This is a genomic window from Paractinoplanes pyxinae (assembly GCF_026626335.1).
Lineage (GTDB): Bacteria > Actinomycetota > Actinomycetes > Mycobacteriales > Micromonosporaceae > Actinoplanes > Actinoplanes pyxinae.
Genome location: NZ_JAPNTZ010000002.1, coordinates 95,892 through 119,803, shown reverse-complemented (window position 1 = coordinate 119,803; position 23,912 = coordinate 95,892). Strand labels below are relative to the sequence as shown.

Below are 23,912 nucleotides of genomic sequence, written 5' to 3'. Positions count from 1 at the left end.
AGGTGTCGCCGGTACCCACCGGCGGAACTAGTGTGCAACGAAGATGCCCGGTCAGCAGTGAAAGAGGAGCCGCCCTCATGAGCGAGACATTGGCGAACTTGTCATCGGAGAGCCGGCAGTTCCCGCCGCCCGAAGAGCTGGCCGCGGCCGCCAATGTGAAGGCGGGCGCGTACGAGGAAGCCGCCGCCGACCGCCTGGCCTTCTGGGCCACCCAGGCCGACCGGCTCACCTGGGCCAAGAAGTGGGACCAGGTGCTCGACTGGTCCAACCCGCCGTTCGCGAAGTGGTTCGTCGGCGGCGAGCTCAACATCGCCTACAACTGCGTCGACCGGCACGTCGAGGCCGGCCGGGGCGACAAGGTCGCCATCCACTGGGAGGGCGAGCCCGGCGACACCCGCACCATCACGTACGCCGAACTGCTCAAGCTGGTCAGCCAGGCCGCCAACACGCTGACCGAGCTGGGCATCGCCGCCGGCGACCGGGTGGCCATCTACATGCCGATGATCCCCGAGGCCGCGGTCGCGATGCTGGCCTGCGCCCGCATCGGCGCCACTCACAGCGTCGTCTTCGGCGGCTTCTCGGTCGACGCGCTCTCGACGCGCATCAAAGACGCGGACGCCAAGCTGGTCATCACGGCCGACGGGGGTTACCGCCGCGGCAAGCCGTCGGCCCTCAAGCCCACGGTCGACGAGGCGGTCGCGAAGTCCCCCAGCATCGAGAACGTTCTTGTCGTACGCCGTACCGGTCAGGACGTCGAGTGGACCGACAAGGACAAGTGGTGGCACGAGACGGTCGAGCAGGCCAGCCCGGAACACCAGGCGCAGCCGTTCGACGCCGAGCACCCGCTGTTCATCCTCTACACCTCGGGCACGACCGGTAAGCCCAAGGGCATCCTGCACACCACCGGCGGCTACCTCACCCAGGTGTCGTACACGCACAACGCCGTCTTCGACCTCAAGCCCGAGACCGACGTCTACTGGTGCACGGCCGACATCGGCTGGGTCACCGGCCACTCGTACATCGTCTACGGCCCGCTCTCCAACGGCGCCACCCAAGTGATGTACGAAGGCACGCCGGACACGCCGGGCCGCGACCGGTTCTGGCAGATCGTCGACAAGTACAAGGTGTCGATCCTCTACACCGCCCCGACCCTGATCCGCACGATGATGAAGTGGGGCGACGACATCCCGGCCGGCTACGACCTGTCGTCGCTGCGCGTGCTGGGCAGCGTCGGCGAGCCGATCAACCCCGAGGCCTGGATGTGGTACCGCGAGAACATCGGCCGCAACCGGACGCCCATTGTGGACACCTGGTGGCAGACCGAGACGGGCGGCGTGATGATCTCGCCGCTGCCCGGCGTGACCGCGACCAAGCCCGGCTCGGCGATGACCCCGCTGCCCGGCATCACGGCCGACGTGGTCGACGACCAGGCCGAGTCGGTGCCCAACGGTGGCGGTGGCTTCCTGGTGCTGCGCGACCCGTGGCCGTCGATGCTCCGCACGATCTGGGGCGACGACAAGCGCTTCCTCGACACGTACTGGTCGCGGTTCGGCGCGGGCGCGGGCTCGGGCGACGAGTGGATCTACTTCGCCGGTGACGGCGCCAAGAAGGACGAGGACGGCGCGCTCTGGCTCCTGGGCCGGGTCGACGACGTCATGCTGGTCTCGGGCCACAACATCTCGACCACCGAGGTCGAGTCGGCGCTGGTCTCGCACCCGTCGGTGGCCGAGGCGGCGGTGGTGGGCGCGACCGACCCGACCACCGGCCAGGCCATCGTGGCCTTCGTGATCCCGCGCGGAAGCGTGGACACCGAGGGCGACGCCGGCGACCAGCTGAACGTCGAGCTGCGCAACCACGTGTCCAAGACGCTCGGCCCGATCGCCAAGCCCCGCCAGATCATGCTCGTGCCCGAGCTGCCGAAGACCCGCTCCGGCAAGATCATGCGGCGGCTGCTCAAGGACGTGGCCGAGAACCGCTCGCTGGGCGACGTCACCACGCTGCAGGACTCCGCGGTGATGGAGCTGATCTCGAAGGGCATGCAGACCGGCAAGTCCGAGGACTGATCCGGCCTGCGGCGGCGTCTCTTCCCCGGCGGAAGAGACGCCGCTCCCCACGGAAGACCTGAAACCGTTACGCTTTGGCGCCGCGGTCCCGCCCGACCGCGAGGTTCGGTCACGGGGGTGCATGGTCATGCTCAGGTCCATCGCGGTGACGGCGGGCGCGCTGTCACTGGCGTTGCTGCTGGCCGGCGGCTGTTCGAGCGACGACGACAAGCCTGCCGCGAGCGCGCCGGCGCCGGTCTCGGCCGACGGTTCGGTCGGCGGCTCGGTCCCCGCGCCGGGTGCGTCCGGTCCCGCTGCTCCGCTCGGGTCGGCGCCGGATGCGGCCGCGCCGGGTGGCCAGGCGGCGCAACCGGGCACCGCCGACTCCACGGCCAAGCCCAGCCGCCCAGCCGGGCACGACTTCCCCGACGTCGGCGCCATGCGTGTGGGCTGGGTGAACGCGACGGTCACCAGGGCCGGCGGGTCCTGCTACGGCCTGAAGACGGCCGACGGCGAGACCTGGGCCGCGTACTCGAAAAAGGCCGTGCCGATGGACAAGGGCGACAAGGTCCGGGTCCGGATCACGCCCGGCAAGACGCCGGTCGACTGCGGCAGCGGCAAGCCCGCGACCCTCGTCCGCGCCCTCATCAATCCGAAGTAACCAGGCGCACTCCGTCCCGTTCGCCCCCAGCGCCTACGCTGGTGGTCATGGGCGGTCGGGTTGACGAGTCGTGCGTGCTGGTGGACGGGCCGTGGACCCATCGCTTCGTCGGCGCCAACGGCAGCCGCTTCCACGTCGTCGAGGCCGGCACCGGGCCGCTCGTGCTGTTCCTGCACGGCTTCCCCGAGTTCTGGTGGGCCTGGCACGACATCCTGCCCCGCATCGCCGACGCGGGCTTCCGCGCCGTCGCGATAGACCTGCGCGGCTACGGCGCGAGCGACAAGCCACCCCGCGGCTACGACGGCTACACCATGGCGGCCGACGTGACGGGGCTGATCCGGGCGCTCGGCGAACGGAACGCGACGATCGTCGGCGCCGGTGCGGGCGGCATGATCGGCTGGGCCGCCGCCGCGTTCCACCCGAAACTGGTCAACCGGCTCGTCGTGCTGGGCGCGGCCCATCCGCTGCGTCTGCGGGCGGCGCTCTTCGCCGACCCGCGCGGCCAGTTCGCGGCCTCCTCCAGCGCGCTGCGGTTTCAGGTCCCGCGCTACGAACACGTGCTCACCCGCGACGACGCGGCGATGGTGGGCGAACTGATGACCCGCTGGACCAGTCCACAGTGGAGAGAGACACCCGAATTCGCCGACTACGTGGCCCGGTGCCGCGAAGCCATGCAGATCCAGCAGGCGGCGTTCTGCGCGCTCGAGGCGTACCGCTGGGTGTTCCGCAGTGCCGTCCGGCTGCAGGGCTACCGCTTCGTGAAGCTCATGCAGCGCCCGCTCGTGACGCCGACCCTGCAACTGCACGGCGAATTCGACACCGCCACGCTGCCGCGCACGGCCCAGGGCTCGGGACGTTACGTGCTCGCGCCGTACGAGTGGCGCCTGATCCCCGAGGCCGGCCACTTCCTGCACCAGGAGGCCACCGACGTGGTCACCGGTGAAGTTCTGCGCTGGCTCAAGACCAACTAGATGCGCTGTTCGCTCAGGTCGGACACCTCGTGCAGCGGCGCCCAGCCCTGGTAGACGCCGAAGTCGAACTCTTCCAGGCCGAGCTGCCGGGCGATCGGCGCCCGCCCACCCGCGTACTCGACGCGCAGCCATGAGTTCGCCTCGGCCAGCACGATGAACGGCGCCCCACGCCAGGTGCACGTCGTGCGTACGTAAATAAGCTCGTCGTACTCCTCGGGCGTGAGCACCCGCACGTGACGGCCGGGACGAACCTCGTCGAAGCCGTCGGCCGGGTCGGCGCGGTAGATCCGGACGTTGTCGCCGTCGGGCGAGGCGTCGTACTCACGCCCCTGCCAGGCCACCACGTAGCCGTCCCGCATCACTGCTCACCCACCCGGCGCCAGATCGGACCGTCGTTGTCGAAGATGGCGACCATGCGCTCGGCGCCGTCCGCGTCGATCCGCCACAACTGCGCGCCGTGCGGCAGGCGGACACTGTCCACCTTGAACTCGGCGATGACGTCACGACCCTCGCCGGGCGCGAAACCGTTGCCACGGAACGGCGCCCGCTCGATCACCCAGCCGTCCATCGCGCGCAGAGCCTGCTCGTTCTGACCGCCGTAGGGGATGCGGTAGAGGCTCGGGCGGTAGGCCGGCCAGCGCAGCACGTACGCCTCTTTGGCGTCCGTCTGATGCGGCGAACCGTCGTAGCTCAGGCCCAGCGCGCCGAGAAGTTCCGCGGGCGTACGCAGATGTTCCACCTCGGTCGCGCGGTGCACGAAGCCGGCCACCCGGTCGTATCCGCGCTCGAGGTAGTAGTCGACCTGCTCGGGCGGCAGCGTCTTCTGCATGACCGTGGCGTGCTGCGCGTCGTCGCTGGCCGGCTCGGGCGCGGGCACCGGGTCGGCGTCCTCGAGCGGGCCGTCCTGGTCGCCGCCCAGGCCGGACTCGGCAGCCCAGCTGGCCAGGGCGATGACCTGCGGGCCGGGGTACTTGGCGCCGATCGGGCCGTCCGGGTTGACCGCGAACGACCAGGCCGGGTCGGGCCAGTTGCGGATCAGCTCGTAGAACCGGACACCGACCGTGCGGGTCGGCTCCGAGTAGTGCTCGGCCAGCCTGTCCTTGCTCGTGAAGACGATCAGGAAGGTCTCGCCGTCGACCTGCTCGGTGCGGAAGGCGAAGCCCGACTCGCCGGGCGAGCTGCCCGGGCGCGAGTGGTTGGCCACCGGGACGAGGACGGTCGCGAGCAGCAGGGTGGAGAGATAAGCGTCGGTGCTGTGCCCGCCGGCTGCCTCGAACAGGTCCCGCTCGACGTCGTTGGCCGGGACGAACGACTCGGCTCGGCTCTCGGCCCGGTTCTCGGCCGGCGGGGCCGGCTCGAACGCGGCCTGAGCGCCCAGGCGGGCCGGGCGGTCGCTGCCGGGCGAACCCGGGATCACCGGCGGGGCCACCGGCTGCTGCGGGGCGTCGGACCGGGTCTGGAAGGCCGGGAACGACGTGAGACCGGGGCGCTCCGACGGCGGAGTGGCCTGGCGGCGCGGCAGGGGCGTGCCGAAACCGGGGCTGGGCTCGGCCGGCATGGCCGGTGAGGGCGAAGCCGGGGCCGGAGGCGCCGAGATGGGCGGCATCATGGCCGGCGGCGTGCGCTGGGCCGCGGCGGCCTGCGGGGAGGCCGGACCCTGCGGGAAGCCCGCCGGGCGGCCCTCGGTGGGCTCACGGCGGGGCAGGTCGCCCGGCGCGCCCTCGATGGGCTGGCGACGAGGCAGGTCACCCATCCGGCCCTCGGTGGGCTGGCGGGGTGCATCGCCCATGCCGCCGTCGGTCGGCTGGCGACGGGGCAGGTCACCCATCCTGCCCTCGCGGCCGGGTGCATCGCCCATCGCGCCCTCGGTGGGCTGGCGGCGAGGTACATCGCCCAGCGCGCCTTCAGTGGGCTGGCGGCGGGGCAGGTCGCCCAGCGCGCCGGACGGGGCGCCGCTCGTGCCCGACCAGTTCGGGTTGAACGGGGTCTCTTCGGGGTTGTGCGGCGTGATGTGCTCGGGCACCGGCGGGGTCTGCGCCATGGGGGTGCGGACCGGCAGCGGGCCGCTCGGGTTCTGCAGGGCACCGCGCGGGTCATCGCCGGGACCGGCCGGCGGGCGCGCGCTCATGGGCGGCGCGGACGACACCGGCGGCACGGGCGGAGGCTGGTAGGCCGGCGGCACCGCGGCCGGCGACGTCGGCTGCTGGTAGGCGGTGGGCAACGTCGGCTGCTGGTAAGCGGGGGGCGTCGTCGGTGCGACCGGCGAGGCCGGGCCGGAGGACGGCGTGGCGCCCGGGGTGCGAACCGGAAGGCCGTTCGGCACGCCGTTGGGCATGACCGAGCCGGGCGTGCGGACCGGCAAGCCACCGGGGCCGGACGGCGCCGGGGACTGAGCGGGCGCAGCCGGGCTGGTGGGCTGGCCGTACGCGGGCGGTGCGCTCGCGGGACGCCCGTAAGCAGGCGGAGCGCTGTTGGGCTGACCGCCGGAGGGCTGACCGTACGCCGGAGGTGCGCTCGCGGGCTGGCCGTACGCGGCCGGCGAGCTGGCGGGCTGGCCGTACGCCGGCGGCGCGCCGGCGGGGCGGCCGTAGGTTGCGGGCGGGGCGCTCGCGGGGCGGTCGGTCGCCGGGGGTGCGCTCGCCGGTGGGGCACTGGCCTGGGCGTTCGCCGCGGGCTGGCCGAAGGCCGACGGCGTGCGGGTCGGCAGGGCGTCCGTAGCCGACGGCGTGCGGGGCGGCAGGGCATCCGCGGCCGACGGCGTACGAGTCGGCAGACCACCGGGACCAGATGGCGACCGCGACGGCAAGGCGTCCGCGATCGAGGGTGTGCGGGCGGGAAGCGCGTCAGTGGCCGACGGCGTACGAGTCGGCAGGGCATCCGCGGCCGACGGCGTACGGGTGGGCAGGGCGTCCGCGGCCGACGGCGTACGAGTCGGCAGACCACCGGGGCCGGACGGCGATCGCGACGGCAAGGCGTCCGGGCCGGACGGCGTCCGGGCAGGCAGGCCGTCGGGGCTGGACGGCATGCGGGTGGGCAGGCCGCCGGTCGCCGCGGGCGAGTTGTCGCCGGCAGGGGCGCGCTCGGGAAGCGTGTCGGACGGCGGCTGACCGGCCTGCTGGGCGTAGGCGCCGCCGTACGTGTTGGCCGCGGCCTGGCCGTAAGCCGCGGGTGCGGCGGGCTGGCTGTACCCGGGCGCGACCGGAGCCGAAGGCTGAGCCGGCTGGCCGTACCCGGGCGCGACCGGTACTGAAGGCTGACCGTACGGGCCCGGCGCGGGCGAAGCCGGAGCCGGAGGCTGAGACGGCTGGCCGTACGCGGCGGGCACGGACGTGGCCGGAGGCTGAGACGGCTGGCCGTAGCCGGCGGGCGCGGCCGAGGCCGGTCGGCCGTAGGCGGCGGGCGCCGGCTGGCCGTACGTTCCCGACGGGTATTGCGGATAGGAGCCGGTGGCCGCCGTGAGCGGCGTGTCCTCGTGGGTCGGGCCGCCGGGACGCCCGGCCTCTTCCTGGTTGACGGCCGCGGCGTTGGCGGCCATCGCGGCCGCCTGCAGATCCTGGAGCTTGTTGTTGCCCGTCTTCGACTCGGCCCGGCCGGGGCCGCGGGTGGGCAGCCTCAGGTCGCCGCGGGACAGCTGGGCCACGAACCAGGCGGGCAGATATCCCTCGATCGGCAGGCCGGGGTTGACCGCCAGCCACCACTCGAGATTGGGCCAGGTGTTGGCCAGCTCGGCGTACGGAACCCGCCGAGCGGAACCGGTGTAGTCGGCCAGGCACGATTGCAATGCCGCCGTCGACGTGAAGGCCAGCACGTGAGTGCGGCCGCCGGTGCTCCAGGTGCCCCAGCCGAGCGGGGCCAGCCCGGCCAGCGCGTCGGCCGAGACCGGTAAGAGCAGGTCAACGCCAGAAAGAATGCGGAAGTAGGACTCCTGGTCGTCGGTGCGCAACGCATCGCGCATAGCGACCTCGGCGTCCGTAGCCGGCTCCCACTCGGACACGTCCACCTCTCCCCACCGCGCGACGAGCCCATCTCAACGCGTACAACCTACAAGGTCAGCCCGCGATCACAATGGGCGGCGGTAGGCAGACGTGCGAACGGTGTGTAAGAGGCCCTCCGTACGCGCCCCGAAGCGCTCAGGAACGCCTTTTTCGGTCGCGCGAAGCGATCAAACAACAACCGATCGTAGCGATATCGGCCACTCGGGCCAGTACGCGTTCGAGGGACAACAAGCTTCGCAACAACGGACCAAAGGGACGGAGGGTGAATCGGTCACCCGCCCGGAAAGGAAACGGGAGAGGAAACGGAAAGGAAAACGGCCGGCACAGCCCTGAAGGACTGGTCCGGCCGTCGGTGCGGCTCACTGGAAGCGGGCGGTCGCCTGCTTCTCGGTGCTGACGTAGTCGTCGACGGACTGGCCGACGGCGCCGTGGATGTTCTGCAGGATGTTCGTCAGGTTCTCCGAGGCCGCGCGCCAGGTCGCCTGGCGCTGCTGGTAGGCCTGCTGAGCCTCGCCGTCCCAGGTGGCGACCAGCGGGGCGGCGTCACGCTCGAGCTGGTCGAGCTGCGAGCGCAGCGTGTTGATCGCCTTCTGGATGTCGGAGCCCGCCTGCTGCAGAGCAGCGAAATTGACGAGGAGCACTCCGTCGTTGGGCATGTCTGGTTCTCCCCCGGGTCAGAGCGGCAGCGAGAAGTTGCCGCCGGTGCTGGACACCCGGCTGGCCGCCTCGGTGTCGGTCGCGTCGTAACTGGTGCCGGACTGCTTGATCGACTCAGCAGTCACTGCGAGAGCCGAGTTGAGCTTCTTCAGGTCTTGCTCGTACTGGACCTTGACCTGCTCGAACGCCGCGGCGCCAAGACCCTTCCACGTGCCACTGAGCGTGGACAGCTCGGACATGAGCGTGGACAGCATCGTCTGCAGCTGCTCGTTGACCTGGTCGAACTTGACGGCGGTACTCGCCATCACCTGGGATTCAGCTTGCGTTCCGGCCACCCCGGATGTCACCCCGCTTCCTCGTTCGGGTCGCCGATCATGTCGCGATCCGTTGTGGACGGACGGTGAGCACCGTCCTCGACATATCGACGTCGGCCACCAGGCTAACCCCTGTCCACAAGCGGCGGGGGGCGGCCCGTGAGCGGCCGATTACTCTTCCATGACGTCGCCGACCGTAGCGAAAGGCGTCAAGCGGAGGTGAAGTGGGGATCGGAACCTGTGGATAACTCGGCGTTGTCCACAGGGCGCCCCGCGGGGTGACCGGAGCCCCTACGATGGCCCGCACAAGGACGAATGCGGGCGAGGGGCGGTGTGTCGTGACGGTTGGCGTGGCGGGTGAGCGCGACTATCGCGAGCTCTCCGGTCCGGTCAAGCAACTACCCAAGGTCAATACCAAGCCGCTCCGACGTGGACGGTTGTTCGGCCTGCGGGCCGGCCAACTGGTCGCGACCCAGGTCGCCGCCGTCGCGGTCGCGGTCGGCGCCGTCAACGGGCCGATCGGGCTCGTCGCGGGGGCGGTGGTCGCCCTGGCCGTCCTCGGTCTCACGTGGCTGCGGCTGCGCGGCCGCTGGGCGTTCGAGTGGCTGGGCGTCGGCCTGCGCTTCGGCGGCCGGCGTCATTCGGCCACGCTCGCGGGCGGCCCTACGGCCCTGCTCCAGTTCCTCGCCCCCGGCGCCCGGGTCGAGCAGACCGACCTGGCCGGCGACCCGTCGGCGGTCCTGATCGACGGGCACGGCCTCACCGCCGTTCTCGAGCTGGGCGACCCGGCCGGTCTGCTCGCCGAAGAGACGCCCGACCTGCCCTCACCGGCGAGTTTGCTGCCCTCGGCCGAGGCCGAGGTGCCGCCGGTGCTGATCCAACTACTGCTCACCGGGGCCCCGGCGCCCTCACTGCGGGCCGGGGCGGGCACCCCGGCCAACTCCTACCGCCAGCTCACCGAGGGCCGCCTGCTCGGGCACAGCCGCGCGCTGCTGGCCGTGCGGGTGCTGCGCGCCGAGGGCTGGTCCGAGGAAGAGTTGCGGCGGGCGCTGTCCGGCCTGGTCCGCAAGCTGGTGCGCCGGCTCTCGGCAGTGCCGGCCCGCCCGCTGGGTGAGGCGGCCGCGCTGCGGGTCATCGCCGAACTGGCCCATGACGACGGCGCCGGTTCGGCCCACGAGTCGTGGCCCGGTCTGCGGGTGGGCGGGCTGGCGCAGACCACGTTCCGGCTGCGGCGCTGGCCCGACCTGCGGGTCGAGACGTCCCGGCGGCTGGTGTCGCGCATGCTCACCCTGCCCTCCGCCGCGACGACGGTGTCACTGACCGCTGGCCCGCAAGCGGCCCACGGCCCCACCCCGATCGACGTGACAGTCCGGCTGGCCGCCCCCGAGCCGGGTTCGCTCGGCACGGCCACCCAGGCCCTGCGCAAGCTGCTGGCGGCCGAGCATGCCGGGGCTCAGCGGCTCGACGGCGAGCACGTGCAGGGCCTCTTCGCGACTCTCCCGCTCGGCGGCCGGCCCAGCGCTGTCCCCGGTCTCGCCCTCGACGGTGTGCAGCCGGCCGAGCAGCTGGAGGGGTTGCACCTCCAGGTCGGGGTGTCCGGCCTCATGCTCGGCCGCAACCGGCACGGCAATCCGGTGGTGGCACGGCTGTTCCGGCCCGAACAGACCCGCGCGCTCGTGGTCGGGGGCGTCCGCTGCGCCCAGCTGGTCGCCTTGCGGGCCATGGCCCTGGGGGCCCGGGTCGTCGTGCAGACCGCGCGGCCGCGGGCATGGGAGCCGTTCGTACGCGGCGCGGCCGTCCCAGGCGAGTCGATCGCCGTGGTGCCGCCCGGCCGCCCGATCGAGATAGCCCCCGGCTCTGCCCTGCACCCCCTGCTCGTCGTGGTCGACATCGGCCCGGTCGGCGCCGACAACCGTCCCGGCGACGGCTGGCAGGCCACCCTGGTCGTCCGCGACGAGTTCTCGGCGGCCGACATCGACGTGGCCTCCCGGGCCGACCTGCTCATCCTGCAGCCCCTGCGGCCGGAGGAGGCCACCCTCGTCGGCGGCGCGCTCGGCTTGGGCGAGGTCGCCCAGTGGATGACCCGGATCCGCCCCGACATGGTCGGCGTCGTCAACCGCCGCGCCGTCCGCTGGGCCGCCCTGGCCTACACCCCGATCGAGGCGCAGCTGATCGGCCCGCCAGGCCGCTGACCGGGAAACATAGACGAGCTCAGGGAGTGTCGCGGCCCGGATTTGCATGATCGTGGCACCATTCGGGGCCATGGGCCTCATCATTCGGCTTCTGATCACTGCGTTCTCGTTGTGGCTGGCCACCGTCTTGATCGACGGGATCGAGCTGACCACCGACTCCGTGTCGGAGCAGATCATCACGCTGTTGATCGTCGCGGTCATCTTCGGCGTGATCAACGCGGTTCTCCGGCCGATCATCAAGGTCGTGGGGTGCGGGTTCTACGTGCTCACGCTCGGGCTGATCGCTCTTGTCGTCAACGGCGCTCTGTTCCTGCTGACCAGTTGGGTCGCCGGCCAGTTCGACCTGCCGTTCCACGTCGACGACTTCTGGCCCAGCGCCGTGCTCGGCGCCCTGCTGGTCGGCGTGGTCAGCTGGCTGCTCAACATGCTCGTCCCCGACGGCGACGACTGACCCACCACCCACCCTCCGCCGACGCAAAACCGGCGGTAGGAATCGGTTGGTGGCGTGACGATTGACCCCACCAACCCATCCTCGGCCGACACGAAAGCGGCGGCGGGAATCGGCGGGCGGCGGGGCGATGACCCCACCGCCATCCTCCGCCGACGCGAATGTGGCGGCGGGAATCGGTGGGCGGCGGGACGACTGAACCCGCCACCCGTCCTCCGCCCACGGCGAAAGCGGCGGCGGGAATCGGCTGGCGGCGGGGCGATGGCCGGGTTTGAATCTGGCCGTGCTGCACGAACGCGAAGACGGATATGAGCTGAGCTCCGACCGGGAGCGGATCGACCTGACCCGGGTGCACCGGTGGATCTCGACCGACGCCTATTGGGCGATGGGGCGGCCGCTCGAGCGGATGCGGGCCGCGCTGGCCGGGTCCGAGCCGTACGGGATCTATGAGCGCGGCGGCGAGCAGGTGGCGGTCGCGCGGGTGGTCACCGACGGGGCCGTCTTCGCTTATCTCTGCGACGTCTACGTCGAGCCGGCGCATCGCGGTCGCGGCCTCGGCGGCTGGCTGGTGAAACATCTGCGCGACCACTACGCGGCCCGGGGGCTGACGCGCTTCGTGCTGGTCACCCGGGACGCGCACGCCGTCTACGCCCCGCACGGCTTCACCGACGTGGAACCGGGCCGCTGGATGGAGTGCGACCTCCGCACCCCCGCACACTCGGACTGACTCGCAACAGGCGGCGAGCGCCTGAAGCCGCACCCTCGAACCGACTCGCGGCGGGCGGCGAGCGCCTGAAGCCGCACACTCGGACTGACTCGCGGCAGGCGGCGAGTGCCTGAAGCTGAAGCGGACAGTAAGCGCCTGAAGCGGCTCGTGGGCCGTGAGGTCAGCCATACGGCAAGGGGCAAAACGTCGTACAGGCCTTACGGTGAGGGCATGAGCGACGAGCGACGCGGATATCTCTACGGCCTCGCGGCGTACGTGTTGTGGGGATTTTTCCCGATCTACTTCAAGCATCTGCAGCCGGCGTCGCCGTTCGAGATCTTGGCTCATCGGGTCATCTGGTCGGTCGTCTTCATCAGTTTGCTGCTGGCTGTCGTTCGCAATTGGGGATTTATCAAGCGTCTCGCCCGCAGCCCCCGGCTGCTGGGCGGCCTGGCGCTCGCGGCCCTGCTGATCGCGGTGAACTGGGGCACCTACATCTACGGCGTGAACTCGTCGCGGGTGGTCGAGACGGCGCTCGGGTACTTCATCACGCCCCTGGTCATCGTGCTGCTGGGCGTCACCGTGCAGCGGGAGCGGCTGCGCGTCCTGCAGTGGGTGGCCGTCGGGGTCGGTGCGGTCGCGGTGGTCGTGCTGACCATCGACTACGGGCATCTGCCGTATATCGCTCTGCTGCTGGCGGCCAGCTTCGGCGCCTACAGCCTCGTGAAGAAGCGGTTGTCACTCCCGCCGGCCGAGGGCCTGTTCGTCGAGTCGGCCGTGCTGGCCGTGCCCGCCCTGGTCTTCGTCGGCTGGCTCACCGCCTCGGGCGACGCCAAGTTCGGGAACGTGTCGGCGACGCACACGGTCCTCATGATCTTTTCGGGGTTGGCCACCGCGCTGCCGTTGCTGCTGTTCGCGGCCTCGGCCAACCGGGTGCCCATGGTGGGCATCGGGATCCTGCAGTACGTGGCGCCGATCCTGCAGCTGGCCGTCGGGCTGCTGATCTATCACGAGCCGATGCCGCCGGCCCGCCTGGCCGGCTTCGCCCTGGTGTGGGTCGCGCTGATCATCTTCACGTTCGACGCCCTGCGCCGCCGGACCCGGGCCGAAAAGACGGCGGCCGGCGCGACGGCCGCCACCGTCGAACCGGCCACCACCCTGCCACCCCGCTGATCCGGAATCAGAGGATCAGGGGACGTCGTAGGCGAGAAGCGCCTTTCCGTCGAACTGCACCAGCTCGAGCCGGCTCAGGCTGCCCGGGCCGAAGTGGGTGACCCCGGGCATCGTGAATTCCGCGCCGGGTGCGGCCTGCCAGGAGCCCAGCTGTTCGGTCTGCTCGTCGGGCCCGTACGCGACCAGTCGGAACGTGTAGGGCCGCGACGCCGCGCTGCTGTAGGAGCAGACGAGGTCGATCTTGGTGCCGCCGGGCGTGCTGGTCAGCCGGACCGAGGCCTTGACCGGCGACGACTTCTGCACCGCGGTCATGGCGATGGCCGGACCGGCCGGCGGAGCCGCGGGGGCCGCATTGTCGCGGGTCCAGGCGAACAGGCCGACGCCGATCAGCGCCACGAGGACGGCCGCGGCGGCGGTGCTCAACACCCGTACGCTGAAGGTCTTGCGCTTCTTCTTGCCCCGCTTGGCGTCGGGGTTCAAGGTGGCCCACTCGCTCGTCGCCCAGTCCCGCAGCTCGGCCCCGGGGTGGCCCGACCCGCTGGTCAGCGTGGGGTCGAGCAGCTTGGCGAACTCTTTCGCGTCGAGCCGGGAGAGCACGTCGGGCAGGGCCGAGATGTCGGCCACCGCCTCGCGGCAGAACGAGCAGGTGGCCAGGTGACTTTCGTACGCGGCACGTTCCGCCGGTGACAAGGCGCCGAGCACATAGGCTCCGTCGTCGTGCTCGTGCTCGCAGTGCACCCCGTCACCACCCTCCGCTGATCTCCCGCCTGCAAACTGTCTTACGGGTCAGCCCGGCGGGAGGTTCAACGGAGTCTTAGATACGCAAGTCAGGCCGTGGCCGACTCCCCTGCCGAGAGGGCTTCGGTGACATTTCGGGCGGCCGCCGTCAACTTGGCCCGCACCACACGGGCCGAGGTGAGCATTTCGGCCGCGGGCAGCGCGCACGCCAGCACCAGCCGCCGCTCGATGTCGCGGTCGGCGATGACGAGCACCGACGCGCAGGCCAGACCCTGCCGGAACTGGCCCATCTCGAGCTGCATGCCGCGCCTCTCGCCCGCCGCCAGGTCGGCCTCGAGCGCCTCGGGCGTGGTCAGGGTGGCCGGCGTGAACTGCCGCATGCCGTAGTCGCGCAGGTAACGCGCCCGCTGGTCGGGAGTCAGCGTGGCCAGCAGGGCCTTGCCGAGCGCGGTGGCATGACCGCCCTCGTCGAAGCCGGGCGACATGTCGTCGACGAACGGCGACCTCGCGCCCTCGGCCGACGCGGTCACCGCTATGCGGCCGCCGACGAACCGGCCGAGATAGTGGGTGTAGCCACTGTCGAGCGCGGCCCGCCGCAACGCCTCACCGACGGCGGGCGGGCCACGGAAGGCGGAGACCAGCTCCCGGTACCGGTCGGCGATCTCCAGGCCCACGATGTACGTGCCGTCCTCGCGGCGGATCACGTAGCCCTCGTAGGCCAGGGTGCGCACAAGGTGATACGTCGTCGCGACGGTCAATTCGCACCGTCGCGCTATCTGCTTCACGGTGAGTCCGCGGGGCGCCCGGCCAACCGACTCGAGCACGCGCAGGGCACGTGACACGCTCCGAATCAGGTCGGACGGCTCCGCCAGGGGGTCGCGCACTGCTACCTCCGACGCCAGGGACTTACACCATATGAATAATCTTCCTCTGAGGGAATGCCAAAAGCATGTGGATCACGGTCGATTTACACGACCCGTGTGGTCATTAGCACTCAGCGCGCTCGGATGCATTCTGTCGGCCTAGGCTGCGAGGAGTGATTGTCTCGCCCCCGGCCGCGCCGACCAGTGCCTTACGAGCATCGATCGGCGCCCTGACGACCACGATCGCCGTCAGCGTGCCGGTCTTCCTCGTCGGTGGCCTCGCCGTGCAGATCGGCGACGAGCTCCGCTTCTCGCCGGCCGGGCTCGGCCTGGCCGTCTCGGCCTACTTCGGCGCCAGTGCGCTCGCCTCGGTCCCGGCCGGCTTTCTGGTCGAGCGGTTCGGCGCGACACGGGTCTCCCGGGCCGGCATCGCGCTCTCCGTCGCCTCGTTGCTCGGTGTAGCAGCGTTCGCGAATACACTGTGGAGTCTCATTCTGATCTTGGCGCTGGGCGCCGGGGCCAACGCGATGGGGCAGCTGGCGAGCAACACCGCACTGTCCCGGCACGTGCCGCCGCGCCGGCAGGGCCTCTCGTTCGGCATCAAGCAGGCCGCCATCCCGGTGGCGACGTTGCTCTCCGGCGCGGCCGTGCCGGTGGTCGCGCTGACCTTGGGCTGGCGGTGGGCGTTCGTCTTCGTCGCCGGGCTCGCCGCGGCGGCCCTCCTGTTGGTTCCGGACGAGCCCGCGGCGGCCGCGGCCAAGCCCGCGAAAGCCGCGAAGCGGGCGACCGGGGCGCTCATCGTCGTCGGCGTCGGGGCCACTCTGGCGGCCGGGGCGGCCAACGCGCTGGGCACGTTCCTGGTCGACTCGGCGGTTGCTCGCGGTATTTCTCCGGGCCCGGCCGGTCTGTCACTCACGCTCGGTAGCGCCGTTTGCGTCACGTCCCGCGTTCTCGGCGGATGGCTGGCCGATCGGTGGCCGGGCCGCGCGGTCACCATGATCTCGGGCCTGCTGCTGGCCGGAGCGGCCGGACTGGGGCTGCTCGCCGTGCCGGGCGGCCTGCCGCTCGTCGCCGGCGTGGTGCTGGGCTTCGGATTCGGGTGGGCCTGGCCCGGCCTGATGAACTTCGCCGTGGTGCGGCTGCACCCGCAGGCGCCGGCCGCCGCCACGTCGATCACCCAGACCGGCGTGTACGCGGGTGGCTGCCTCGGTCCGCTCGGGCTCGGCTTCGTGGCCACGCACGCGAGCTACCCGACGATGTGGGCGGTGGCGGCCGTGGCGATGCTCGGCGCGGCCGCCGCCATGCTGCTCGGCAGCCACCTGTTGCGCCGGCACGCGGATGGCGGCGACCCGCGTGCCAGAAGTTCATTTTGATCTTGCTCGCCGCGACCCTGAGGCCATGAGCATCGGACTCATGTGGCATCGTGAAAGTGTGGTGAGCACTGGTGAAATGACGCTGTCGTCGCTCGGCCTCGACATCGATCCCGCGATCGATGCATCGGTGTCGGCGACGCTGGCCGCCGTGGAGGACGCGCTGCGCGAGAACGTCGCCAGCGCCGACCCGCTGGTGGCCGAGGCCGCACGCCATCTCGCCGACGCGGGCGGCAAGCGAATCCGGCCGATCCTGGTCGCGTTCGGGGCCCAGTTCGGCAACTCGGACGCCGACGAGATCATCGCCGCCGCCAATGTGGTCGAGCTGACCCACCTGGCCACGCTCTACCACGACGACGTCATGGACGAGGCTCTGGTCCGGCGCGGCGCGCCCAGCGCCAACGCCCGCTGGGGCAACTCGGTGGCCATCCTGGTCGGCGACTACCTGTTCGCCCGCGCCGCCGACATCGCCGCCTCCCTCGGCCCCGAGGCGGTGCACCTGCAGGCCCGCACGTTCGCCCGCCTGGTGCACGGCCAGATCGCCGAGACGGTCGGCCCGCGCGACTCCGACCCCATCGAGCACTACCTGCACGTCATCGGCGAGAAGACGGCGTCGCTGTTCGCCACCTCGGCCCGGTTCGGCGGCCTGTTCTCCGGCGCCCCGGCCGAGTACGTCGAGGCCCTGGCCGGCTACGGCGAGACGATCGGCGTGGCCTTCCAGCTCTCCGACGACCTGCTCGACATCGCTTCCGAGTCGGTGCAGTCGGGCAAGACCCCCGGCACTGACCTGCGCGAGGGCGTGCCGACCCTGCCGGTGCTGTACGCGCTGGCCGGCGACGACACCGACGCGTCGGCCGTGCGGCTGCGCGAGCTGCTGTCGGCCGGGCCGATCACCGACGACGCTCTGCACGCCGAGGCTCTGGGACTGCTGCGGGAATCGGCCGCGATGAAGAAGGCCCGCGAGACCGTCCGCACCTACGCCGAGGACGCGCGGGCCCAGCTGGCGCCCCTGCCCGACGGCGAGGCCAAGCGGGCCATGGCGGCTCTCTGCGACTTCATCGCCGATCGCACCAGCTGAGACCAGATAAGAACGGGCCCCGGCGATGTCGCCGGGGCCCTTTTCGTCGTACGGGTAAATCAGCGCACGAACTGCGCGGCGTCCCGGGTCAGATCGATCAGCGGCGCCGGCACCACACCCAGGGCGATCGTGGCGACCACCCCGATGACCAGGGCGGCCGACGTCAGGAAGCCCGGGATCGACACCGTGGGCGTCGTCTCGGACGGCTCCGACAGCCACAGCAGCACGACCACCCGCAGGTACGGGAAGGCCAGCAGCATGCTGGTGATCACGCCGAACACGACCAGCCAGGTCTGACCGCCCTCGACGGCCGCCCCGAAGACGGCGAACTTGGCGGTGAAGCCGCTGGTCAGCGGGATGCCGGCGAAGGCCAGCAGGATGAACGTGAAGGCGCCGGCGACCAACGGACTCTTGCGCCCGAGCCCGGCCCACCGGGCCAGGTGGGTGGCCTCGCCGTCGGCGTCGCGCACCAGGGTCACGATGCCGAAGGCGGCGAGGACCGAGAAGCCGTACGCCACCAGATAGAACATCGTGCTGCTGAGTCCCTCCTCGTTGAGCGCGAGGACGCCGACCAGCACATAGCCGGCGTTCGCGATCGACGAGTACGCCAGGAGCCGCTTCATGTCGGTCTGGGTGATCGCCAGGACCGCCCCGACCAGCATGGTGAGCACCGCGATCGTCCCCAGCACCGGCTGGAAGTCCCAGCGCACCCCGTCGAAGGCCACGTACAGGATCCGCAGCAGCGCGCCGAACGCGGCCACCTTGGTGCAGGCGGCCATCAGCGCGGTGACCGGCGTCGGCGCGCCCTGGTAGACGTCCGGCGTCCACACGTGGAACGGCGCGAGCGCGGCCTTGAAGAGCAGGCCGATCGCGATCAGGGCCAGACCGCCGTACAGCAGCACCTGGCTCCGCTCCGGGTTGGCCACCGCCTCGTGCACCTGCGACAGCGCGATGCCGCCCGCAAAGCCGTAGATGAGGGCCACGCCGAACAGGAAGAACGCCGAGGCGTACGAGCCGAGCAGGAAGTACTTGAGCGCGGCCTCCTGGCTGAGCAGGCGGCGACGGCGAGCGAGCGCGCACATCAGGTAGAGCGGCAACGAGAGCACTTCGAGCGCGATGAACATGGTGAGCAGGTCGTTCGCCGCGACGAAGAGCAGCATGCCACCGAGCGAGAAGACAGTCAGCGGGTAGACCTCGGTGGCGCCGGGCTGGTCGCCCGCCTGCCTGAGATCTTTCTGCGAACCCACCGTGATGGCCGCCTGCGAGACGAACGGGCCGCCCCGCTCGATCTGGCGCTCGCCGATCAGCAGCAGCGACACCAGGCCGAGGGCCAGCAGCGAACCCTGCAGGAACAGCGTGGGCCCGTCGATGGCGACCGCGCCGCCGATGGTGATCGTCCGGGTGTCGTGCTGGAAGATCACCGCGACGAACGACGCCACGACCGCCAGCAAGGCCAGACTCAACTGGATCACGTTGCGCGACCGGCGCGGCGTGAACACCTCGACCAGGATGCCGACGCACGCCGCCCCGAAGAGGATCAGCATCGGCAACAGCGCGCCGTAGTCGATGCCGGGTAGTTTCAGGTCCTCCATGGCTAGCGCGCCACCCTTTCGTTAGCGACGACCGCCGTCGGTCCCGGATCCTGCTTCCCGACGTCCTGCATGGTCGCCTCGACCGCGGGGTTGATCACATCGGTGACCGGCTTGGGATAGAAGCCGAGCACGATGATGAGCAGGATGAGCGGGGCCACCACGACCTTCTCGCGGAGCGTGATGTCCTTGCGCATCTCCGGCACCTCGGTGAGGGCCGGGTTCAGATCGCCCTGCGTGGTGCGCTGCACCATCCAGAGCACGTAGGCGGCGGCCAGGATGATGCCGGCCGTGGCCACCACCGCGTACGCCGGGTGCACGGTGAAGGTGCCGATCAGCACCAGGAACTCGCTGATGAACGGGGCCGTGCCGGGCAGGGCCAGCGAGGCCAGACCGGCGAAGAAGAACACCCCGGCCAGCACCGGGACGAGCTTGCCGGCCCCGCCGAAGTCGCTGATCAGGTTGGAGCCGCGGCGGGCGACGAACATGCCGACCACGATGAACAGCAGACCGGTCGCGAGGCCGTGGTTGACCATGTAGAGCACCGAGCCGGTGCCGGCCTGCGTGGTGAAGGCGAAGATGCCGATGCCGATGAAGCCGAAGTGCGCGATCGACGTGTACGACACCAGGCGCTTCAGGTCGTTCTGGCCGACCGCCAGCAGGGCGGCGTAGATGATGCCGATGACGCCGAGCACCAGCGCCGCCGGGGCGAACCAGCGCGACGCCTCCGGGAACAGCGAGAGGCAGTAGCGCAGGATCCCGAACGTGCCGACCTTGTCCATCACGCCGACGAGCAGCGCCGCCGCGCCGGCCGGGGCCGCACCACCGGCGTCCGGCAGCCAGGTGTGGAACGGGAAGAACGGCGCCTTGATCGCGAACGCCACGAAGAAGCCGAGGAACAGCCAGCGCGCGGTGTTCTGGTCGATCGACCCGGCCGCCTCGGCCAGCTTGCCCCAGTCGAACGTGTGGCCGCCGACCACCCACAGCCCGATCACCGCGGCCAGCATGAACAGACCGCCGACCAGGCTGTAGAGGAAGAACTTGACCGCCGCGTACTGGCGCCGGGGACCGCCGAAGGACCCGATGATGAAGTACATCGGGATAAGCATGACCTCGAAGAACACGTAGAACAGGAAGATGTCGGCGGCCGCGAAGACGCCGATCATCGTGAACTCGAAGGCCAGCAGCAGCGAGAAGTAGATCGGCGCCGAGCGGTTGGACTTCTCGACGTCGTGCCACGACGCCAGGATCACGATCGGGAACAGGATCGCGATCAGCATGAGCATGACCAGCGCGATGCCGTCGGCGGCGAAGGTGAACCGCGCGTCCCAGGACGGGATCCAGGCGTACGACTCGCGGAACTGGAAGCGGTCGCCGCCCACGTTGAAGGCGATCCACATGACGATGCTCAGCACGAGCACGACCAGCGACCACGCGAAGGCGATGGTCTTGGCCAGCTCGGCCTTCTGCTTCGGGACGAGCGCCACGACGATGGCGCCCACCAGGGGCAGCAGCGTCAGAATGGACAGGAACGGAAAGTCGTTCACGCCAACCACCCAAGCTGGATCGCGAGGAAGGCGCCGACGACAAGAACGGCACCGGTGAGCATGGAGAGGGCGTACGACCGCACGAAGCCGGTCTGCAGCCTGCGAAGCCGGCCGGACGTGCCGCCGATGCCGGCCGCGATGCCGTTGACCAGCCCGTCGATGCCCTTGTTGTCGAGGAAGACCAGCGCCCGGGTGAGGTAGATGCCGGGCCGCTCGAACACCGCCTCGTTGATCGCGTCGGTGTACAGATTGCGGCGGGCCGCGGTGACCACGACCCCGGCCGGCTGCGGCGCGAGCGCGGTTCCACGGCGGAACATCGCCCAGGCCAGGCCCGCACCGAGCACCGTCACGACCAGGCTGAGGATCGTGATCAGCGTGTGCGACAGGACCGCCTCGTGGTGGCCCTCCTCCGCGCCGAAGACCGGCTCGAGCCAGTCCGGCACCGAGGTCGACATCAGCCAGCCGGCCCCGATCGAGCCCAGGGCCAGCAGCATCAGCGGCACGGTCATGATGAACGGCGACTCGTGCGGGTGCTGGTTGTCCTCGGTGTACCGCTCGGGCCCGTGGAAGGTGAGCACGAACAGCCGCGTCATGTAGAACGCGGTGAGGCCCGCGCCGAGCAGCGCCGCCATGCCGTACAGCCAGGAGGTCCAGTCGCCGCGCTCGAAGGCCGCCGCGATGATCGGCTCCTTGGAGAAGTAGCCGGACAGCGGCGGGATGCCGATGATCGCGAGCCAGCCCATCATGAAGGTGAGCCAGGTCCACTTCATGTACTTGCGCAGGCCGCCGAAGCGCCGGATGTCGACCTGGTCGTGCATGCCGTGCATGACCGAGCCGGCGCCGAGGAACATGTTGGCCTTGAAGAAGCCGTGCGCCAGCAGGTGGATGATGGCCAGCGCGTACGCCCCGCCGCCGAGCCCGACGCCGAGGAACATGTAGCCGATCTGGCTGACCGTCGACCAGGCCAGCACCCGCTTGATGTCGTCCTTGGCGGCGCCGATGATGCAGCCCATCAGCAGCGTGAGCGCGCCCACGCTGACCACGACCGTCTGCAGCACGGTGTTGGCGGTGAAGATGGCGTTGGAGCGGGCGATCAGGTAGACGCCCGCGGTGACCATCGTCGCCGCGTGGATGAGAGCCGAGACCGGGGTCGGGCCCTCCATGGCGTCGGGCAACCACGCGTGCAGCGGGAACTGACCGGACTTGCCGGCCGCGCCGAGCAGCAGCAGGAGGCCCAGGATCAGCACTGTCGTCGAGCTCAGGGCGCTGACGTTGCCGAAGACCTCGTCGTACTGGGTGGTGCCGAGCGTCGCGAACATCACGAAGATGCCGATGGCCAGGCCGGCGTCGCCGACCCGGTTCATCAGGAACGCCTTCTTGCCGGCGGTGGCCGCGGACGGCCGGGTGTACCAGAACGAGATCAGCAGGTAGGACGCCAGACCGACGCCCTCCCAGCCGAAGTAGAGCATCACGTAGTTGTTGCCGAGGACGAGCAACAGCATGGCCGCGACGAAGAGGTTGAAGTAGCCGAAGAACTTGCGCCGCCCCGGGTCGTGCTCCATGTAGCCGACCGCGTACAGGTGGATCAGCGAGCCGACGCCCGTGATCAGCAGGACGAAGACGCCGGCCAGCGGGTCGAACAGCAGCCCGAAGTCGACGTGCAGGTTCCCGACGGCGATGAAGTCCCACAGGCTCACCTGGGCCGACCGCGCCTCGGCGTCGAGCCCGCGCAGGTCGAGGAAGAAGATCAGCCCGAGGACGAAGGTGGCGGCCACCGCGAGGACGCCGAGCCAGTGACCCCACTTGTCGGCCCGCTTGCCGAGCAGCAAGAGGATCGCGGCGCTGGCGAGCGGAATGGCCACGAGCAGCCAGATTCCGCTCAGCACCCCCGACGCGGGAGCGAACTCCACTGTCTGTTCCACGTGAAGGCCCCTTTAGTACTTCAGAAGGTTCGCGTCGTCGACGCTCGCGGAGCGTCGCGTACGGAAGATCGACATGATGATCGCGAGCCCCACCACAACCTCGGCCGCCGCGACGACCATCACGAAGAACGAGATGATCTGGCCGTCCAGGCTGCCGTTGATGCGGCTGAAGGTGACCAGCGCGAGGTTCGCGGCGTTGAGCATGAGCTCGATGCACATGAACAGCACAATGGCGTTGCGGCGGACGAGCACCCCGGCGGCGCCGATGGTGAACAGAATCGCCGCTAGTACGAGGTAGTAGTCGGGGGTCACTTGTCCGTTCCCTTCGGAGCCGCCTCATCCGCGGTGAGTTCACGGACGGGCAGGATCGGGGAGATGCTGCGCTCGGAGCCGTTGCCGTCCGGCAGCCGCGCGGGCGCGGCGACCGACATGGTGTTGGCGTAGACGCCCGGACCGGCCTTGGCGCCCGGGTAGTTGCCCGGCCGGAAGCGCTCCTTCATCCGAGTCACCTGGTCGGCGATGTCGGCCTTGGCCCGCTCGACGTGGGCCAGGATCATCGCGCCGACCGCGGCCGTGATCAGCAGGGCCGAGGTGACCTCGAAGGCGAACACGTACCGGGTGAACAGCAGCGACGCCAGGCCCTGCACGTTGCCGTTGGCGTTGGCGTCGGTCAGCCCGACCGCCGTGGTGTCGCCCAGCGAGCGGGCCAGGCCGGTGCCGATCAGCGCGGCGAAGCCGACGCCGAGCAGGATCGCGGCCACCCGCTGGCCGCGCAACGTCTCGATCAGCGAGTCCGAAGCGTCCCGGCCGACCAGCATGAGCACGAACAGGAACAGCATCATGATCGCGCCGGTGTAGACGATGATCTGCACCGCGCCCAGGAACGGCGCCGCGTTGACCACGTACAGGAAGCCCAGGCAGAGCATCGTCACGACGAGCCAGAGGGCGGAGTGGACCGCGTTGCGGGCCAGCACCATGCCCAGCGCCCCGATGACGGCGAGCGAGCCGAGAATCCAGAAGGCGACGGCCTCGCCGGTGGACACGTGGTCCATCACACGGCCTCCTTCGAGGCCGGGCCCGTGGCGTCCTCGGCCTCGTTGGTGGCCCAGGGCGCGCGCTCGGCGCCGACCGAGGTGCCCGGGTTGGTCAGAGCGCCGACGTAGTAGTCCTTGTCGGTGTCGCCCAGGCGCATCGGGTGCGGCGGCTGCTCCATGCCCGGCAGCAGCGGGGCCAGCAGCTCCTTCTTCGTGAAGATCAGGTCTTGCCGGCTGTCGCGGGCCAGCTCGTACTCGTTGCTCATGGTGAGCGAGCGGGTCGGGCAGGCCTCGATGCAGAGCCCGCAGAAGATGCAGCGGGCGTAGTTGATCTGGTAGATGCCGGCGTAGCGCTCACCCGGCGAGAACCGCTGCTCGTCGGTGTTGTTGGCGCCCTCGACGTAGATCGCGTCGGCCGGGCAGGCCCAGGCGCACAGCTCGCAGCCGATGCACTTCTCCAGGCCGTCCGGGTGCCGGTTGAGGATGTGCCGGCCGTGGTAGCGCGGGGCCGGCGTCGGCGGCGTGAACGGGTAGTCGGTCGTGATGACCTTGCGGAACATGTGCGCGAAGGTCACCCCGAAGCCCTTGAACGAGCCGGTGAACGTACCCACG

21 protein-coding genes are annotated in these 23,912 nt (G+C 70.6%); 9 read left to right on the top strand and 12 right to left on the bottom strand.

Translation table 11 applies throughout. The annotated features are described in order from the left end of the window. The first annotated feature begins 77 nt into the window (after positions 1–77). The 3 genes from acs (at position 78) to OWR29_RS05215 (ending at position 3,674) form a co-directional block, all read left to right on the top strand. On the top strand, positions 78–2,063 hold the full coding sequence (gene acs / locus OWR29_RS05225) for an acetate--CoA ligase (protein WP_267561346.1): 1,986 nt from the start codon (positions 78–80) through the stop codon (positions 2,061–2,063). 127 nt (positions 2,064–2,190) lie between these two features. Further along, positions 2,191–2,703, top strand: coding sequence for a hypothetical protein (locus tag OWR29_RS05220; RefSeq protein ID WP_267561345.1), 513 nt, complete (start codon positions 2,191–2,193; stop codon positions 2,701–2,703). Positions 2,704–2,750: 47 nt separating this feature from the next. Continuing rightward, on the top strand, positions 2,751–3,674 hold the full coding sequence (locus tag OWR29_RS05215) for an alpha/beta fold hydrolase (protein ID WP_267561344.1): 924 nt from the start codon (positions 2,751–2,753) through the stop codon (positions 3,672–3,674). Here the strand turns inward: OWR29_RS05215 and OWR29_RS05210 are convergent. The 4 genes from OWR29_RS05210 to OWR29_RS05195 all read right to left on the bottom strand — a co-directional run bounded on the left by OWR29_RS05210 (position 3,671) and on the right by OWR29_RS05195 (position 8,661). Next, complete coding sequence (locus OWR29_RS05210) at positions 3,671–4,036, bottom strand: UCP033725 family protein (RefSeq protein ID WP_267561343.1); 366 nt, start codon at positions 4,034–4,036, stop codon at positions 3,671–3,673. The two genes, OWR29_RS05215 and OWR29_RS05210, sit on opposite strands and share 4 nt — an antisense overlap. Beyond that, positions 4,033–7,668, bottom strand: coding sequence for an SseB family protein (locus tag OWR29_RS05205; protein ID WP_267561342.1), 3,636 nt, complete (start codon positions 7,666–7,668; stop codon positions 4,033–4,035). The genes OWR29_RS05210 and OWR29_RS05205 overlap by 4 nt, the downstream gene beginning before the upstream one ends. 360 nt (positions 7,669–8,028) lie before the next feature. Next, complete coding sequence (locus OWR29_RS05200) at positions 8,029–8,325, bottom strand: WXG100 family type VII secretion target (protein WP_267561340.1); 297 nt, start codon at positions 8,323–8,325, stop codon at positions 8,029–8,031. An 18-nt stretch (positions 8,326–8,343) separates the two neighbouring features. Further along, complete coding sequence (locus tag OWR29_RS05195) at positions 8,344–8,661, bottom strand: WXG100 family type VII secretion target (protein ID WP_267561888.1); 318 nt, start codon at positions 8,659–8,661, stop codon at positions 8,344–8,346. Positions 8,662–8,978: 317 nt separating this feature from the next. On the opposite strand from OWR29_RS05195, the gene eccE reads away from it, so the two are divergent. From eccE to rarD, 4 genes are all read left to right on the top strand, one after another. After that, positions 8,979–10,832 (top strand): type VII secretion protein EccE, encoded by a 1,854-nt coding sequence (gene eccE / locus OWR29_RS05190; RefSeq protein ID WP_267561338.1) that lies wholly within the window; start codon positions 8,979–8,981, stop codon positions 10,830–10,832. A 70-nt stretch (positions 10,833–10,902) separates the two neighbouring features. Beyond that, positions 10,903–11,283, top strand: coding sequence for a phage holin family protein (locus tag OWR29_RS05185; RefSeq protein WP_267561336.1), 381 nt, complete (start codon positions 10,903–10,905; stop codon positions 11,281–11,283). A gap of 283 nt (positions 11,284–11,566) precedes the next feature. Continuing rightward, positions 11,567–12,007: a GNAT family N-acetyltransferase gene (locus tag OWR29_RS05180; RefSeq protein WP_267561887.1), complete on the top strand. Its 441-nt coding sequence runs from the start codon at positions 11,567–11,569 to the stop codon at positions 12,005–12,007. Positions 12,008–12,217: 210 nt separating this feature from the next. Next, positions 12,218–13,159 carry an EamA family transporter RarD gene (gene rarD, locus OWR29_RS05175; protein WP_267561335.1) on the top strand — a complete coding sequence of 314 codons (942 nt, stop codon included), beginning with the start codon at positions 12,218–12,220 and terminating at the stop codon, positions 13,157–13,159. 15 nt (positions 13,160–13,174) lie between these two features. Here the strand turns inward: rarD and OWR29_RS05170 are convergent, their stop codons facing one another. Both OWR29_RS05170 and OWR29_RS05165 read right to left on the bottom strand, forming a co-directional pair. Beyond that, a complete protein-coding gene (locus OWR29_RS05170; protein ID WP_267561333.1) occupies positions 13,175–13,897 on the bottom strand; it encodes an anti-sigma factor family protein in 723 nt (240 codons plus the stop codon). A gap of 89 nt (positions 13,898–13,986) precedes the next feature. After that, positions 13,987–14,781, bottom strand: a complete 795-nt coding sequence (locus OWR29_RS05165) for an IclR family transcriptional regulator (RefSeq protein ID WP_267561331.1) — start codon at positions 14,779–14,781, stop codon at positions 13,987–13,989. A gap of 152 nt (positions 14,782–14,933) precedes the next feature. Here OWR29_RS05165 and OWR29_RS05160 point away from each other — a divergent pair, with 152 nt between their 5' ends. Beyond that, entirely contained in the window at positions 14,934–16,133 is a 1,200-nt protein-coding gene (locus tag OWR29_RS05160) for an MFS transporter (protein ID WP_267561329.1), read from the top strand. 40 nt (positions 16,134–16,173) lie between these two features. Next, positions 16,174–17,208, top strand: a complete 1,035-nt coding sequence (locus OWR29_RS05155; protein ID WP_267561886.1) for a polyprenyl synthetase family protein — start codon at positions 16,174–16,176, stop codon at positions 17,206–17,208. Between the two features lie 59 nt (positions 17,209–17,267). Here OWR29_RS05155 and nuoN read toward each other — a convergent pair whose 3' ends face one another. The 6 genes from nuoN to nuoI are packed head-to-tail and all read right to left on the bottom strand — an operon-like array spanning position 17,268 to position 23,911. After that, entirely contained in the window at positions 17,268–18,800 is a 1,533-nt protein-coding gene (gene nuoN / locus OWR29_RS05150; RefSeq protein WP_267561328.1) for an NADH-quinone oxidoreductase subunit NuoN, read from the bottom strand. A 2-nt stretch (positions 18,801–18,802) separates the two neighbouring features. Continuing rightward, positions 18,803–20,344, bottom strand: coding sequence for an NADH-quinone oxidoreductase subunit M (locus OWR29_RS05145; RefSeq protein ID WP_267561327.1), 1,542 nt, complete (start codon positions 20,342–20,344; stop codon positions 18,803–18,805). Continuing rightward, complete coding sequence (gene nuoL, locus OWR29_RS05140; RefSeq protein ID WP_267561325.1) at positions 20,341–22,266, bottom strand: NADH-quinone oxidoreductase subunit L; 1,926 nt, start codon at positions 22,264–22,266, stop codon at positions 20,341–20,343. Before nuoL ends, OWR29_RS05145 begins: the two co-directional genes overlap by 4 nt. Positions 22,267–22,278: 12 nt before the next feature. Beyond that, complete coding sequence (gene nuoK / locus OWR29_RS05135; RefSeq protein ID WP_015618499.1) at positions 22,279–22,578, bottom strand: NADH-quinone oxidoreductase subunit NuoK; 300 nt, start codon at positions 22,576–22,578, stop codon at positions 22,279–22,281. Further along, complete coding sequence (locus tag OWR29_RS05130) at positions 22,575–23,318, bottom strand: NADH-quinone oxidoreductase subunit J (RefSeq protein WP_267561885.1); 744 nt, start codon at positions 23,316–23,318, stop codon at positions 22,575–22,577. The genes nuoK and OWR29_RS05130 overlap by 4 nt, the downstream gene beginning before the upstream one ends. Continuing rightward, on the bottom strand, positions 23,318–23,911 hold the full coding sequence (nuoI, locus tag OWR29_RS05125; protein ID WP_267561319.1) for an NADH-quinone oxidoreductase subunit NuoI: 594 nt from the start codon (positions 23,909–23,911) through the stop codon (positions 23,318–23,320). Before nuoI ends, OWR29_RS05130 begins: the two co-directional genes overlap by 1 nt. Position 23,912 lies beyond the last annotated feature (1 nt).

Excerpts from the sequence above, each read along its gene's own strand:
- acs (WP_267561346.1), top strand. The coding sequence starts at position 78 with ATGAGCGAGACATTGGCGAACTTGTCATCGGAGAGCCGGCAGTTCCCG.
- OWR29_RS05220 (WP_267561345.1), top strand. The coding sequence starts at position 2,191 with ATGCTCAGGTCCATCGCGGTGACGGCGGGCGCGCTGTCACTGGCGTTG.
- OWR29_RS05215 (WP_267561344.1), top strand. The coding sequence starts at position 2,751 with ATGGGCGGTCGGGTTGACGAGTCGTGCGTGCTGGTGGACGGGCCGTGG.
- OWR29_RS05200 (WP_267561340.1), bottom strand. The coding sequence starts at position 8,325 with ATGCCCAACGACGGAGTGCTCCTCGTCAATTTCGCTGCTCTGCAGCAG.
- OWR29_RS05185 (WP_267561336.1), top strand. The coding sequence starts at position 10,903 with ATGGGCCTCATCATTCGGCTTCTGATCACTGCGTTCTCGTTGTGGCTG.
- rarD (WP_267561335.1), top strand. The coding sequence starts at position 12,218 with ATGAGCGACGAGCGACGCGGATATCTCTACGGCCTCGCGGCGTACGTG.
- OWR29_RS05155 (WP_267561886.1), top strand. The coding sequence starts at position 16,174 with ATGTGGCATCGTGAAAGTGTGGTGAGCACTGGTGAAATGACGCTGTCG.
- nuoN (WP_267561328.1), bottom strand. The coding sequence starts at position 18,800 with ATGGAGGACCTGAAACTACCCGGCATCGACTACGGCGCGCTGTTGCCG.
- OWR29_RS05130 (WP_267561885.1), bottom strand. The coding sequence starts at position 23,318 with ATGGACCACGTGTCCACCGGCGAGGCCGTCGCCTTCTGGATTCTCGGC.